This window comes from Bradyrhizobium sp., from assembly GCF_035935975.1.
In the GTDB taxonomy this organism is placed as follows: domain Bacteria; phylum Pseudomonadota; class Alphaproteobacteria; order Rhizobiales; family Xanthobacteraceae; genus Bradyrhizobium.
Genome location: NZ_DASYWN010000034.1, coordinates 190838 through 205301 on the forward strand (window position 1 = coordinate 190838; position 14464 = coordinate 205301).

15 protein-coding genes are annotated in these 14464 nt (G+C 65.0%); 5 read left to right on the forward strand and 10 right to left on the reverse strand.

All coding sequences use genetic code 11. From position 1 onward, the window contains the following. Window positions 1-98: 98 nt before the first annotated feature. Both VGR99_RS18850 and VGR99_RS18855 read right to left on the reverse strand, forming a co-directional pair. Window positions 99-866 (reverse strand): outer membrane protein, encoded by a 768-nt coding sequence (locus VGR99_RS18850; protein WP_326900322.1) that lies wholly within the window; start codon window positions 864-866, stop codon window positions 99-101. A 179-nt stretch (window positions 867-1045) separates the two neighbouring features. After that, window positions 1046-2302, reverse strand: coding sequence for an FAD-dependent oxidoreductase (locus VGR99_RS18855; RefSeq protein WP_326900323.1), 1257 nt, complete (start codon window positions 2300-2302; stop codon window positions 1046-1048). A 119-nt stretch (window positions 2303-2421) separates the two neighbouring features. Between VGR99_RS18855 and VGR99_RS18860 the strand changes: the two genes are divergently transcribed. After that, window positions 2422-2697: a hypothetical protein gene (locus tag VGR99_RS18860; protein WP_326900324.1), complete on the forward strand. Its 276-nt coding sequence runs from the start codon at window positions 2422-2424 to the stop codon at window positions 2695-2697. Window positions 2698-2723: 26 nt separating this feature from the next. On the opposite strand, the gene VGR99_RS18865 is transcribed toward VGR99_RS18860, so the two are convergent. Further along, a complete protein-coding gene (locus tag VGR99_RS18865) occupies window positions 2724-4238 on the reverse strand; it encodes a caspase family protein (RefSeq protein ID WP_326900325.1) in 1515 nt (504 codons plus the stop codon). 200 nt (window positions 4239-4438) lie between these two features. Here VGR99_RS18865 and VGR99_RS18870 point away from each other — a divergent pair, with 200 nt between their 5' ends. From VGR99_RS18870 to fabA, 4 genes are all read left to right on the forward strand, one after another. Continuing rightward, window positions 4439-5404 (forward strand): helix-turn-helix transcriptional regulator, encoded by a 966-nt coding sequence (locus tag VGR99_RS18870; protein ID WP_326900326.1) that lies wholly within the window; start codon window positions 4439-4441, stop codon window positions 5402-5404. 300 nt (window positions 5405-5704) lie between these two features. Next, entirely contained in the window at window positions 5705-7258 is a 1554-nt protein-coding gene (locus tag VGR99_RS18875; protein ID WP_326900327.1) for a DEAD/DEAH box helicase, read from the forward strand. A gap of 164 nt (window positions 7259-7422) precedes the next feature. Continuing rightward, complete coding sequence (locus VGR99_RS18880; protein ID WP_326900328.1) at window positions 7423-8490, forward strand: GGDEF domain-containing protein; 1068 nt, start codon at window positions 7423-7425, stop codon at window positions 8488-8490. A 92-nt stretch (window positions 8491-8582) separates the two neighbouring features. Continuing rightward, window positions 8583-9113 carry a bifunctional 3-hydroxydecanoyl-ACP dehydratase/trans-2-decenoyl-ACP isomerase gene (fabA, locus tag VGR99_RS18885; RefSeq protein WP_326900329.1) on the forward strand — a complete coding sequence of 177 codons (531 nt, stop codon included), beginning with the start codon at window positions 8583-8585 and terminating at the stop codon, window positions 9111-9113. Window positions 9114-9199: 86 nt separating this feature from the next. Here fabA and VGR99_RS18890 read toward each other — a convergent pair whose 3' ends face one another. From VGR99_RS18890 to VGR99_RS18920, 7 genes are all read right to left on the reverse strand, one after another. Continuing rightward, window positions 9200-9646, reverse strand: coding sequence for a TfoX/Sxy family protein (locus VGR99_RS18890; RefSeq protein WP_326900330.1), 447 nt, complete (start codon window positions 9644-9646; stop codon window positions 9200-9202). 167 nt (window positions 9647-9813) lie between these two features. Next, window positions 9814-10224, reverse strand: a complete 411-nt coding sequence (locus tag VGR99_RS18895; RefSeq protein ID WP_326900331.1) for an iron-sulfur cluster assembly accessory protein — start codon at window positions 10222-10224, stop codon at window positions 9814-9816. A gap of 49 nt (window positions 10225-10273) precedes the next feature. Beyond that, a complete protein-coding gene (locus tag VGR99_RS18900) occupies window positions 10274-10645 on the reverse strand; it encodes an SUF system Fe-S cluster assembly protein (protein WP_326900332.1) in 372 nt (123 codons plus the stop codon). Continuing rightward, window positions 10642-11889 carry a cysteine desulfurase gene (locus VGR99_RS18905; RefSeq protein WP_326900333.1) on the reverse strand — a complete coding sequence of 416 codons (1248 nt, stop codon included), beginning with the start codon at window positions 11887-11889 and terminating at the stop codon, window positions 10642-10644. Before VGR99_RS18905 ends, VGR99_RS18900 begins: the two co-directional genes overlap by 4 nt. Beyond that, window positions 11886-13190, reverse strand: a complete 1305-nt coding sequence (gene sufD, locus VGR99_RS18910) for a Fe-S cluster assembly protein SufD (protein ID WP_326900334.1) — start codon at window positions 13188-13190, stop codon at window positions 11886-11888. The genes VGR99_RS18905 and sufD overlap by 4 nt, the downstream gene beginning before the upstream one ends. A gap of 12 nt (window positions 13191-13202) precedes the next feature. Next, the gene (gene sufC, locus VGR99_RS18915) at window positions 13203-13955 is read right to left on the reverse strand and encodes a Fe-S cluster assembly ATPase SufC (protein ID WP_326900335.1); all 753 of its coding nucleotides are present in this window, start codon (window positions 13953-13955) and stop codon (window positions 13203-13205) included. Window positions 13956-14016: 61 nt separating this feature from the next. Further along, on the reverse strand, window positions 14017-14464 hold a 448-nt coding region (locus tag VGR99_RS18920; RefSeq protein WP_326900337.1), incomplete at its 5' end, for a SufD family Fe-S cluster assembly protein.

Sequence of the window (14464 nt, forward strand, 5' to 3'; positions counted from 1 at the left end):
GCCTCTGCGCTCATGAAAAAAGCCCCGGCATGCGCCGGGGCTTTTGAGTTTTGGCAGTGATCGTTTCTTGTCGCTTGCTTGGTCGTTCCTTGACGCACTCAGTAGCGGGCGATGACCGGCGCGTCGAACTTGTAGCTCGCGCGCACGACGGCCCACTGGATGTCACGCGGCTTGGCATCGAAGGTGTAGTTCCCCGAGGTGCCGCCGAGCTGGTAGGTCTGGCCGCCGAAGGCCGCATAGTTGTATTCGAGGCCGACGATCCAGTTACGGGTGATGCCGTATTCCCAGCCGGCGCCGACGGTCCAGCCGTTGGCCCAGTGGGTCTGACCGCCCGAGCCCGTCGCCGGAGCAACGGTGTCGCTGACGTTGAGACGGTTGTTGACGCCGGCATAGCCGCCCTTGATGTAGAACAGGTTGTTCTGCACGGCGAAGCCGGCGCGGCCGACGACGGTGGCCAGCACGTTGGCGCGCCAGGTGAAGATGTCGTCACCGGCACCGAACGCGGTGTTCACGACCGTGCCCTTGTTGTCGAGGCCCGAGATGGTGCCTTCCATGCCGAACACGTAGTTGTTGGCCTGCCAGTTGTAGCCGATCTGGGCGCCACCCATGATGCCCGAGCCGCGCTGGCGATAGCCCTGGCCCGGAACGAGATCGCCGAACGCAGCGCCGGTGCCGTTGTTGATGAACTGCTCGTTGGTCCAGGCGCCACCGATATGGCCGCCGACATAGAAACCGGTCCAGTTGAACAGCGGCTCGACATAAGCCGGCGCCTTCGTGTAACGCGCGCCAAGATCGGCGGCGGAGGCAGCGCCCGTCGAAACCAGAGCGCTCGTGCAGGCGAAGGCGGCAATCAATTTGTTACGCATGGTACACCCCGTGTCCTTTGATGGGTGCACGCTCACACGCAGTTCTTACTCAAATTTGAATCAAGAAAGTTAAGACGCCGGATTGGCTTGTTGCACGCCCTGAATCCGTTGGCGCTGTTGCACGCACGCAACGCGCCGCGCGCCACTTAACGCCGCATTATCCCTACCGAAGCGCTGAACTACGAGCTTTGCACGGCCTTCGAATGCACGTGCTCGGGCCGCACGCCGAGCGCAAGCAGGCGCGCCGGAATGCCCTGCAGCCATGGCAGCGCGGTGATGAGGCGCACGACCAGCGGCACCTTCAGCGGCCGCTCGCCGCCCTGCAAGGCGCCGCTGATGATGTTGTTCTGCACGATCACCTGCATTCTTTGCGTCATCTTCACCGGAAACTCGCGGCGACGGCGCACCGCGTCGAGTTCGTCTTCAGACGGGCAGCCGTGCGCAAGCTTGTCGGCAAGCAGGTTCGCGGTTGCGACCGCATCCTGCACGGCGAGATTGACGCCGACGCCGCCGACCGGCGACATCGCATGCGCGGCGTCGCCGATGCAGAGCAATCCGGGCTGCGTCCAGTGCGGCAGGCGATTGATGGCGACAGTGAGAAGCTTGACATCGTCAAAGCTCTTCACGTCCGCAATGCCGCTCCGGAGCACCGGCGCCATGCGCACGACCTCGTCGAGCAGCGCCTGCAACCCCCTCGCCTTCACCGCCTCATACTGTCCCTTGGCGATGACATAGGCGCATTGCCAATAGTCGCCGCGATCGAAGGTGACCATCATCTTGCCGGGCTCGATACGTGCGAACAGGTTCTCGGTCTCGTCCGCCTTGCGGCCGACGCGGAACCAGAGCACGTCCATCGGCGCGCCGATCTCCTCGACCGCAAGACCAGCGCGCTCGCGCACGGTCGAATGCCGGCCGTCGCAGGCGATGGTGAGATCGGCCTCGATGTCGATCATGCCGTCCGGCGTCCTTGCCCGGACGCCGGCGATCGTCTCGCCACGGCGGATCAGGTCGACGGCCTCCGTGTTCATCATCACCTTCAACGACGCAAAGCGCTTGCCGGCCTCGCGCAGGAAATTCAGAAAATCCCATTGCGGCATGAAGGCGATGAACGGGTACTTCGTATGGAGCCGGCTCAGATCCGCGATCCGTACCGGCGTTCCCCCGAACAGGCCGTCCATCTTCTGCAGGCGCTGGTGCGGCAGTTTCAGGAAGCCGTCGATCAGGCCGAGCTCGTCCATCACCTCGAGCGTCGAGGGATGCACGGTGTCGCCGCGAAAGTCGCGGAAGAAATCCGCATGCTTCTCCAGGACCACGACATCGATGCCGGCGCGCCCCAGGAGGTAGCCGAGCATCATGCCGGCAGGCCCGCCGCCCACGACACAGCACCGGACCTTCACCGAGGGTCCCGGCGGGGACGGCGACGTATCGGGTTTCACGGCCGGACTCTCATTTACGATTTAAGTTTTCCGTGCAGTGCAGCAAGCAGGATTCATTTGCGGCAGTTGTGAATGGCCGTTAGCGTCACCGCAGACTTCGGTTATTTCAGGAACTCGCAGTGCGGACGATCCTCATACTGCTCGGCGTCTGGATCCTGATCAACGTGCTTTTCGTCGTGATCATGATCCCGCCGCGGAAGCCGGCTCCGCGGCAGACGGGAACGCTTGCGCCGGTTCCGATCGACCAGAACGGCTACCCGTTCGAGGAGCAGGAGAAGCTCCTGCTGCGCCACGTCATCATCTCGATTGCGATGGGCGCATTCTTCTCGCTGGCGCCGCCCCTCATCGAGGCCGTCGAGTCCATCAAGCGCAGGATCGGGAAGCGCCGCGAGTAGCATGCGCAGCCCACCCTGCCGGCGGCTCAATTGTTGCTGCGGTTCACCGTGCGAAAGCTCTTGATCTCCGACACGCTGCCGTCACGATAGGTCAGTTCCACCGAGACGAACTGCGTCGCCGGGTTGAGCTTCATGTAGAGCGGCATGCCTGCACTGATCGCGCTGGGGTCGCGCATGTCGCAGCCCGGCATCTTCAGCACCTGGTTGGGCACGGCGCTGTCGATGCCGATCCGTACCTCGCGGATCGCGCAGCGATATGAGACGAGATGGGTGTAGTAGACCAGCAGCCCGTTGAACTCGCGGAACGACAGCCAGCTCGTCGCGGTCATGTCGAGGATCTTGCGCTGGTCACGGATCAGCGCGGCCTCGGGATCGAACTTGATCGGGAACGGCCCCTGCATGTCGCCGGCCTGGTCGACGTAGCGGACCTCGATGGTGCCGGCCTGCGTATCCGGCGGCAGCTCGATCGACGGGTTCGGCATCCGCTTGCGCGTGCGCGGATCGAGCGTGTCGATGAAACCGGTCTCGCGGAAATCGCCGCTGCCGGCCATGCGCCAGGAAATACCGAGCGTCGGATCGGCGAAGGAGAACACCACGCTCCAGCCGCCATTGTGCCGGGAGAAGCTGGCGATGGGCGCGTTGGTGGTTTCCTCCTTGGGCACGCGCGGCACCGACACCTGGGGCAGCGCCGCGAGCTTCTGCGGCGGCGGATCGGCGGGACGCGCGGCGGCATCCTTGGCGGTGCCGCTGAGGAAGACGTCGTCGACCATCTGGTCGAAATAGACCGGCACCTGCCGGTGCTTCACGGTGTCGGCCATCTCGCTGACCAGACGGCGGGTGCGCTGCGCCACCTGCACGAGGTTCTCGCCGGGCTGCAGCAGCTCCTTGGCGAAGGTGCGCGTGAACACCGAATTGGGATTGGCGTCGTCGTTGGAGAGGCGATCGAGCGCGGTCTGGCGGGGACCGGCCGAGAACACCGAGAACACGCCCTCGGGCAGTTGCACCATCGGCGCGAGCCCGCCGCCGCCGGCGACCGCCCGCGTGCCTGATCGTTCGAACGGGTTGTTGCGGCAGGCATCGAACACCAGGATCGAGGTCCGCGCCTTCTTGTTCTGGAGGCGCTCGACGATGCGGTCGGCCAGGATCGAGGCGTCGCGCACCAGCTCTTCCTGCCCTTCGGTCGCCGCCGGCACGTCGGTCGGCAGCAGATAGTTCTGGCCCGCGATCTCGAAGCCGTGGCCGGCGTAGAAGAAGAACGCAGTGTCGCCAGGCTCGATCGCCCGGTCGAATGCGAGCAGCGTCTCGGAGAATTGTTGGCGATTCTGGTTCTCGGCGACCATCACCGCGAAGCCGAGCTGCTTCAGCGTGTCGCCCATGGTGCGGGCATCGTTGACGGCCTTCAGCAGCTTCGGAACGTTCCTGTAGTCGTTGTTGCCGACGACGAGCGCGACGCGCTTTTCGGCATGGGCAGGAAGCGCGAGGCCGCTCAGGCCCGCCGCAAGGCCAAGAGCCGCCAGAATTCTGAAAAGCCGACGCGTCATCGCGAAAATCCCGTTGCAGAACGGCGCTGCGCCAGTCCTCTCGAACCGGGGTTCATGGAACCCTGCGCCGTTGATGTGATAGTCGGCCCAGCCGTACCGGCGGTTCAAGGCCGAAGCCTCCGGTTCCATTGTCTGGCCTCTGGCAGATTCCTTCGGAATCTGCTTTTTCTAGGGCCGTTGCGCTGCAAGCGGGGGCTGCCGTGTATCGTTGGTGTACTGACGAAGTCGAACCTCATGATCGCTTCGACTATTGGCGCGAGGTGCGCTCCAAGGGCCTGTTCGGCGTCACCGCCGAGCTCGAACGCGAACGGCGCGGCGACTTCTATGGTGAATTCTCGCTGCGCCAGCTTGGCGGCGGCGGCCTCGTCGAGCTGAAGGCCTCGCACTACACGGTCGAGCGCAGCACCTCCGACATCGCCTACGCGCCCGGCGACGCCATCTGCGTCTACCAGCAGCTCGGCAGCGGCGGCTGGTTCGGCGGCATGCGCAGCAGCGATTTCGCGATCGCCAACGGCAGCTTCGCCACCAGCCATACCGACCTGCCCTATCGCACCGCGCCGCTCGGCGCCGGCGGCTTCCACCTGCGGATCCTGAAAATCCCGGTGAGCGCCCTTCCCACCCAGGACAAGCGGGTGCGCGAGCTGGTGCCCCGGACGTTCGACGACCCCACCCTGGCGCCCCTGCTCAGCGCCTGCTTTGCTGACCTCGGCGAGGCCGCAGCCGCGGAGGACGGGGTCACGGACGCGACGTCCCTGGTCCAGGCCCTGGCCCATCTGGCGCTGATCGAGCGCGGCATCCTGCGGCCCGGCAGCCGGCGCGGACAGGGAGCGCTGCGGACCGCCCGCCTCTCGCAGGCCCGCCGCCTGATCGCGCACCATCTCCAGAACCCGGATCTGGCGCCGACGATGGTGGCCGACCAGCTCGCCGTCTCCGTGCGTCACCTGCACATGCTGTTCGAGACCGCCGAGAAGAGCTTCTCACAGACCGTGACGGACGAGCGGCTGAAGCAGAGCCGCCGCCTGATGCGCGAGGCGCCCGACCGGCTGATCGCCGACATCGCAAGCTCCTGCGGCTTCGAGAGCCTGGCGACCTACTACCGGGTCTTCAACGCCGCCTATGGCATGGCCCCCGGCGACTTCCGGGCCCAGAGGTCCGAAGGGCTTTAGGCGCCCCCCTTGGCCGCCGCCGCTCGGCCGATGGCCTGGCCAGAAAAGCTGAGCCACGCCCGTGATTTGGGCAAAAACCTCAGGGTTTTTAGGGTCTTCCCGCGCCTGCTCCATTGACTTTGGCCAATTCCCGCCTATGTTCCGGGTCGACGCGGCTCAGATCGAAGAGCGATTCCTGAGCCTTGCGCTTTGTTCGCGTGAGTCAGCACCCCCAGCTTCTTTGAGAGCGCGCCGTTTCGGGGTGGAACGCGACAGCCTTATTACCCTCGATTCCGAACGGCGGTTTCGACCAGAGGCTCAATGTCCTTTTCAAATCTCGGACTGTCCGAAAAAGTCCTCGCCGCAGTGGCGGCCACCGGTTACACCAACCCCACCCCGATTCAGGAACAGGCGATCCCTCACGTCCTCGCACGCAAGGACGTCCTCGGCATCGCCCAGACCGGCACCGGCAAGACCGCAGCCTTCGTGCTGCCGATGCTCACCATCCTCGAAAAGGGTCGCGCCCGGGCGCGCATGCCGCGCACGCTGATCCTGGAGCCGACCCGCGAGCTCGCGGCACAGGTGAAGGAAAACTTCGACCGCTACGGCGCCGGCCAGAAACTCAACGTCGCCCTCCTGATCGGCGGCGTCTCGTTCGGCGACCAGGATGCCAAGCTGACGCGCGGCGTCGACGTGCTGATCGCCACCCCGGGCCGGCTGCTCGACCACACCGAGCGCGGCGGCCTCCTGCTCACCGGCGTCGAGCTCCTCGTCATCGACGAAGCCGACCGCATGCTCGACATGGGCTTCATTCCCGACATCGAGCGCATCTGCAAGCTCGTCCCCTTCACGCGGCAGACCCTGTTCTTCACCGCGACCATGCCGCCGGAAATCCGGCGCATCACCGAGGCCTTCCTGCACAACCCGCAGAAGGTCGAAGTCTCCCGCCCCGCCACCACCGCCGTCACCGTCACGCAGGCCCAGGTGCCCGCCGGACGCGAGGCACACGAGAAGCGCGAGCTGCTTCGCCGCCTGCTGCGCGAGGCCAAGGATCTCAAGAACGCGATCATCTTCTGCAATCGCAAGCGCGAGGTCGCGATCGTTCACAAGTCACTTCAAAAGCATGGCTTCAGCGTCGGCGCCCTGCATGGCGACATGGACCAGCCGGCCCGCATGGCGGCGCTGGATCAGTTCCGCAAGGGTGAGCTTCCGCTCCTCGTCGCCTCCGACGTCGCCGCCCGCGGCCTCGACATTCCCGAGGTCAGCCACGTCTTCAATTTCGACGTTCCCCACCACGCCGACGACTACGTGCACCGCATCGGCCGCACCGGTCGCGCCGGCCGGACCGGCACCGCGATCTCGATCGTGACGCCGCTCGACCAGAAGTCGATGGCCGCGATCGAGAAGCTGATCGGCCAGAGCATTCCGCGCGCCGAAGGCGATTACGAAGTCCATGCTGAAGCCGGCGATGCAGCCGAGCGTCCGCGCGAGCAGCGCGGCCGTGAACGCTCCCGCGGCGGACGCGGCAAGCCGCAGCGCGGCCGCGATCGTGAGCGCAGCCACGAGCCGCGCGAAGCGCGTGGCGAGCCAAGGCATTCTTCCGAGCCAAGGCATTCTTCCGAGGCAAGGCACTCTTCGGAGGCCCGGCACTCGTCCGAGGCAAGGCAGCCCGCTGAAGCGCGGCATCGTTCCGAGGAGAAGCATGCGGGCGAGCCCCGTCGGGGCGCACGCCAGCAGGCCAACAATTCGCATGTGCCCTCGATCGGCCGTCCCGAGCCGCGCCGCCAGCGCGAGGTCGATACCGAGCCGGGCGATCATTCGCACCTGCCGGCGTTCCTGCTCCGGCCCGTGCGTTCGTCTCCCGCCGGCGCCTGATGCTGCGAGGTGCCTCAACTCGGTTGAGTAGAGGCGCTCCACACTTTTTATGATGCATTGGCGACCGTATATTTACTGGCCGTTCACAAACGTCCGTTAGCCTACGAACATAATTTAAGCATTGCTGCGGTCGACGGCGCATCGACCGTTGTGGGGTATGTTCTGTGGTCAAGGTTCTCGACGAACACGAACGCACGATGGCGTTCGCCGAAGTTGCACTCGGCCAGATCCGATCGCTCCGTCAGACTGCAATTCCCCGCAATTACGAGATCTGGTACGTCTACGCGACCGGCTACAACGCGCCGCTCAACAAGATCATCAACGAGACGCTGGCGCGCCACGGCAAGCTGACCGAAGGCGATCTCGAACAGATCTACGAGACCTATCTCTCCCACATCAAGACCACCGACCGCATCGACAAGGTCGGCGCGCGCGTCATCGGCGAGATCGACGACGTGATGAAGGTGCTCGGCGAAGCGCTCGGCATGACCGGCGCCTACGATGCGAGCCTATCGGGCGCGACCGAGAAACTGTCGTCCGCCAAGAGCCGCGACCAGATCAAATCGGTCGTCGCGACGCTGCTGCGCTCCACCAGCGAGATGCGCGAGACCAACAAGGCGCTGGAAGACCGCCTGACGCTGTCCAAGAACGAGATCAGCAATCTGCAGCAGAGCCTCGAAGCGATCCGCGCCGAGAGCCTGACCGATCCGCTCACGGGCCTCGGCAACCGCAAATATTTCGATCGCATGATCGGCACGGCCGTGCAGAGCGCGCTGGCTTCGGGCGAGCCGCTGTCGCTGCTGCTGTTCGACATCGACCACTTCAAGTCGTTCAACGATTCCTACGGCCATCTCACCGGCGACCAGGTGCTGCGGCTCGTCGGCCTGTCGCTGAAGCAGACCATCAAGGGCCAGGACATCACCGCGCGCTATGGCGGCGAGGAGTTCGCGGTCGTGCTGCCCAACACGGCGCTGCGCCAGGCCCTCACGGTGGCCGATCACATCCGCCGCGCCGTGATGGCGAAGGAATTGAAGAAGAAGTCCACCGGCGAGATCCTCGGCCGCGTCACCATCTCCGTCGGCGTCTCCATGCTCAAGCCGGGCGACGACACCGACGCGCTGATCGAGCGCGCCGATGCCTGCCTCTACGCCGCCAAGCGTAATGGCCGCAACCGCGTGATCTGCGAAGCCGATCCGGAATTCGCGATCGAGTCGCACGGCCGGGTGGCGTGAGGCGCAAGCAGCGCGCCGGACTGTGCGTGCTTGACATTCCAACTTGACGAACGACATCCTTCTCACTGCGTGAGCATCGAGGACTTGTCGTCGTGCCCAATCCCCATGACTTTCACACGCCGCAACCGTCCTACAGCAAGGACGAGCTGCTGCGATCGAGCGAAGGCGGCTATTTCGGCCCGGGCAATGCGCAATTGCCGGCCCCGCCGATGCTGATGATGGACCGCATCACCGAGATCAGCCTGGACCGCGGCGAGTTCGGCAAGGGCCATATCGTCGGCGAGCTCGACATCGTGCCGGGGCACTGGTTCTTCGATTGCCATTTTCGCGGTGACGCGATGATGCCGGGAAGCCTGGGGCTCGACGCCATGTGGCAGATGATCGGCTATTGGCTCGGCTGGTCGGGTTCACCCGGCAAGGGCCGCGCCATCGGTGTCGGCGAAGTCGAGGCTACCGGGTTTGTCACGCCGGAGACGCGATACGTGCGCTATGAGGTCGCCATGCGCATGGTCCGGCGCGGCAAGCTGGTGCTCGGAATTGCCGACGGCCGCGTGCTGGCCGATGGAGTCTGCGTCTTCACCGCAAAGGATATGAGGGTCGGCCTGACCAAGGCCGTGGATTGAGCTCTCGTAGGCGCGTAGCGCCGGGCCCACGATTTCGGCATGACTACTTCGATCGGTGGGCACGCTTCCGCCTTCGCTCTGCCGAGCTACGGCGGACGAGTCGCTTTGCCCACCCTGCGCACTGCCTTCTTGGCAGCCTTCTTGGCAACTGACCTCTTCGGCGCGACCTTCTTCGCAGGCTTCGCCACCGCCTTCTTCCCCTTCGGCCGCTTCTTCACCTTGGCGCGCTGGGCGGCGGCGAGGGCTGCCCTCGCCCATTGCGCAAGCTCCTGGGAATCGTCGAACAGGCGTGCGGGCAGCTCCCAGTAGGAGTTCACCAGTACGGTCTTGGCGCGGGTCGAATACTGAAACGGCTTTGATCCTTCAGCCTCAAAGTCCGGAATGGTGATCTCGTCGGCGCGGAAGAACAGGCCGGCCCGCAGCGACAGCGCGAAATTGATGCCGTCGGCGGAGATGCCGTAGCCGGAAAACATTTTTCGGATGGTGACGGGGCCGAAATCGGCGAACAGGTCGATCAGGAATTCGCGGTCCATGCGCACGCTCTCTCCTGCCCCGGACGCACCGCAGCGTGAAACGATGCGGTGCAGAGCCGGGGCCCAGTCACTCTACGGGCTGGAACTATAGCGTGGGTCCCGGCTCTGCGCAGCAGCGCAAGCGCGCTGCAGCGCGTCCGGGACACGAGAGCTGAGCGTTGGACGAATTACCCGTCGATCTTGGCCGGGCGCAGCTCGACCGACTCGCCGCAGCCGCAGGCGGAGACCTGGTTGGGATTGTTGAAGACGAACTGGGCCTGCATCTTGTCGGCCTTGTAGTCCATCTCGGTGCCGAGCAGGAACAGCACGGCCTTGGGGTCGACCAGGATCTTGACGCCCTTGTCCTCGACGACCTCGTCGGTCGGGCGGATCTCGTGGGCGTATTCGACCGTGTAGGACTGTCCGGCGCAGCCGCCGTTCTTCACGCCGACACGCAGGCCGACGATCTCGGAATCCGCCCGGCTCGTCAGCTCGGTGATGCGCTGGGCAGCGGCATCCGTCAGCCGCATCACCTGCGGGCGTGGGCGCCGCGGCTTCGGAGTGGATGCTGGGGTCGAACCTGACGAAATCTGGGTCATGTCAGTGATGTGGTCCGTTGGGATGCGAATTCAATATCGAGGTTACGCGTCACCACATGTTGAGGACGAGGCGCGCCTCGTCGCTCATGCGCTCCGGCGACCAGGCCGGCTCCCAGACGACCTTGACGTCGACCACGCCGACGCCGGGAACGCTGGCGACCGCGTTCTCGACCATGGTCGGCAGCTCGCCGGCGGCCGGGCAGTTCGGCGTCGTCAGCGTCATCTGGACGTCGACCGAGCGGTCGTCCTTGATCTCGACCTTGTAGATCAGGCCGAGCTCGTAGATGTCCGCCGGGATTTCCGGGTCGAACACGGTCTTGAGGCCCGCGATGATCTCGGTGGTCAGACGCTCGGTCTCCTCCGGCGGCAGCGCCGAAAGGGTCTCCATTGGACTAGCTTTGATTTCGGCCGTGTCACTCATGCGAACAAATCCCGCGCCTTGAGCAGCGCCTGTGCCAGATGATCGACTTCTTCCCGCGTATTATACATGCCGAACGAGGCACGGCAGGTGGCGGTCACGTTGAACCGCTCTAAAAGCGGCATCACGCAATGGGTGCCGGCGCGGACCGCGATGCCCTGCCGGTCGATCACGGTGGCGACGTCATGGGCATGCGCGCCCTTGAGCTCGAACGAGATCACCGGGCCCTTGCCGCGGGCGGTGCCGATCAGCCGCAGCGAGTTGATCTCGCGCAGCTTCTCCTGGGCGTAGGCGGTGAGATCGGCCTCGTGCGCGGCGATGCGCTCCTTGCCGATCGAATTGACGTAGTCGATGGCCGCACCGAGACCGACGGCCTCGACGATCGCCGGCGTGCCGGCCTCGAACTTGTGCGGGGGATCGCCATAGGTGACGATCTCGCGCGAGACTTCGCGGATCATCTCGCCGCCGCCGTTGTAGGGGCGCATCGCAACGAGGTGGTCGTACTTGGCCCAGAGCACGCCGATGCCGGTCGGCCCGTACACCTTGTGGCCGGTGAAGACGTAGAAGTCGCAGCCGATGTCCTGGACGTCGACCGGCAGATGCACGGCGCCCTGGCTGCCGTCCACCAGGACCGGAATGCCGCGGGCATGGGCGATCTTCACGACGTCCTTGACCGGCACGATGGTGCCGAGCGCGTTCGACATCTGCGTGATCGCGACCAGCTTGGTCTTCGACGTCAGAAGCTTCTCGAACTCGTCGATGAGGAAATTGCCCTCATCGTCGACCGGCGCCCACTTGATCACGGCGCCCTGGCGTTCCCTGAGGAAATGCCACGGCACGATGTTGGAGTGGTGCTCCATGATCGAGATGACGATCTCGTCGCCCTCTTTGATGTTCGGCCCGCCCCAGGACGATGCGACCAGGTTGATCGCCTCGGTCGCGTTGCGGGTGAAGATCACTTCCTCGGTGCGCGGCGCGTTGATGAACTGCGCCACCTTGGTCCGGCCGCCCTCATAGGCTTCGGTCGCAGCGTTGGCGAGGTAATGCAGGCCGCGATGCACGTTGGCGTATTCGCTCGTATAGGCCTGCGTCATGCGGTCGAGCACGGCGCTGGGCTTCTGCGCCGAGGCGGCGTTGTCGAGATAGACCAGCGGCTTGCCGTAGACCTGCATGGCGAGCGCCGGAAAGTCCTGGCGCACGCGCGCAACGTCATAGGCGCCGTTCTTGACTGCGGGATGCGTGCTCATGACCGCCGCTCCAGCCAGCGCTCGGCAATGCCGATCACGTGCTCGCGCAGATTATCATCGGCGATCTGCTCGATCGCTTCGCCGACAAACGCCTGGATCAGCAGCGCCTGGGCCTGCTTCTCGGGCAGGCCGCGGGCCTTCAGATAGAACAGCAGGCTGTCGTCGAGCGCACCAGCGGTGGCGCCGTGGCCGCAGGAGACGTCGTCGGCGAAGATTTCCAGCTCGGGCTTGTTGTCGGCCTCGGCTTCGTCCGAGAGCAGCAACGCGCGGGTCATCATCTTGCCGTCGGTCTTCTGCGCGTCGGGACGGACGATGATGCGGCCCTGGAACACCGAATGGGCGCGGTCGTCGATCACCGCGCGGAATACTTCGCGGCTGACGCAGTTCGGCACGGCGTGGTCGACGACCAGCGTGGTGTCGCCATGCTCGGTCTTCTGCAGCAGGTTGACGCCGTTGGCCGAGAGCTCGCTGCCCTCGCCCGCCAGTGTGATGAAACCCTGCAGGCGGCTGACGGCAGCACCGGTCGTCATATTGAAGAAGTTGAGCTTCACATTGGCGCCGACCGTGACGAAGTGCGACGAGACGTTCACGGCGTCAGGTGCATCGTCCATCAGGCGGATATGCGCGACGTCGGCGTCGTCCCCGACCGTGATGATCACGGCGTCGTTGACCTGATAGGCCTTGGCGCCGGCTGCAACGAAGGTCTCGACGACGGTGGCGCGAACGCCCTTCCCGATCGCGACCTGCGAACGGGTGAAGCTGGACGTGGAAGCCGCGGTCGCGATGTGGATGATCTGGATCGGCGCGGAGAGCTGCGCGCCGTCGGCGATCGACAGCACGACACCATCGGTCGCCATCGCCGCGTTGAGCGAGATCACGGCGTCGCTAGCGGCGGTCTTCAGCAGACCGGCATCCTTCTCCAGCGTCTCGCGCAGGGTCTTGAAGCCTGCTTCAGTAGCGTGCGCCTTGACGTCGGACAGATCGGCCGCGAACACGCCATCGACCAGCACCAGCTTGCGGGCGCCATCGATCGCATGCGCCTTCACCGCGTCTGCGGCGCGCTTCAGCGCGGCCGCGTCGGGCGCAGCTGCGAGCGGCAGCACCTCGCCGACCAGCGCGCGCAGATCGGTGTATTTCCATTCCTCGATCCGGCGATGCGGCAGGCCGAGACGCTCATAGGTCTCGAAAGCCTCGCGGCGCACCGCGATCACATCAGGCGAACCCGGCAGGCGGCCTTCGGCGCTGGCGAAGAGATCGCTCACCGCGCGGCCGTTCCCGGTCTTTGCCACAGCAACGTTCATCGCAAACAATCCTTACGCGGCATCCTCGAACTGGGCGTAGCCGGACTCTTCCAGCTCCAGCGCCAATTCCTTACCGCCGCTCTTCACGACACGGCCCTTCGACATCACGTGCACGAAATCGGGCACGATGTAGTTGAGCAGTCGCTGATAGTGGGTGATGACGACCATCGCGCGCTTGGGCGAATGCAGCGCGTTGACGCCGTCGGCCGCGATGCGCAGCGCATCGATGTCCAGGCCCGAATCCATCTCGTCGAGGATGCACAGGCTCGGCTCGAACAGCGCCATCTGCAGCACCTCGTTGCGCTTCTTCTCGCCGCCGGAGAAGCCGACATTGACGCCGCGCTTGAGCATGTCCTGCGGGATGTTCAGCGACTTCGAGACCTCGCGGACCTTCTTCAGGAAGTCCGGCACCATCAGTTCGCTCTCGCCGCGCGCCTTGCGCTGCGCATTCAGCGCAGTCCGCAGGAAGTTCATGGTGGTGACGCCGGGAATCTCGACCGGATACTGGAACGCCAGGAACACGCCCTTGGCGGCGCGCTCGTCCGGCGACATCTCCAGCAAGTCCTCGCCCTTGAACAGGATCTGGCCGTCGGTGACCTCATAGCCGGGCTTGCCGGCGATGACGTGGGAGAGCGTCGACTTGCCGGAGCCGTTCGGCCCCATGATCGCGTGGATCTCGCCTTCGTTCACGGTCAGCGTCAGCCCGTGGAGGATCTCACGCTCCTCGACACGAACCTTGAGGTCTTTCACTTCAAGCAAAGCCATCTTGGTATCCAGTCTATTCAATTGATGTTGGAGCGCCGAAGCGCGCCGCGAGGGTCGGCGATCAGCCGACCGACCCTTCAAGCGAGATCGAGATCAGCTTCTGCGCTTCCACCGCGAATTCCATCGGCAGTTGCTGCAGCACGTCCTTGACGAAGCCGTTGACGACGAGGCCGACCGCCTCTTCCTGGCTAAGGCCGCGCTGGACGCAGTAGAACAGCACGTCCTCGGAGATCTTCGACGTCGTCGCCTCGTGCTCGAACGTTGCCGAGGAGTTCTTGGCCTCGATGTACGGCACGGTGTGCGCGCCGCATTTGTCGCCGATCAGCAGGGAATCGCAGGCGGTGAAGTTGCGCGCGCCGGTCGCCTTCCGGTGCGCGGTGACGAGACCGCGATAGGTGTTCTGCGACTTGCCGGCGGCGATGCCCTTCGAGATGATGCGGCTCGACGTGTTCTTGCCGAGATGGATCATCTTGGTGCCCGAATCGACCTGCTGGAAGCCGTTCGAGATC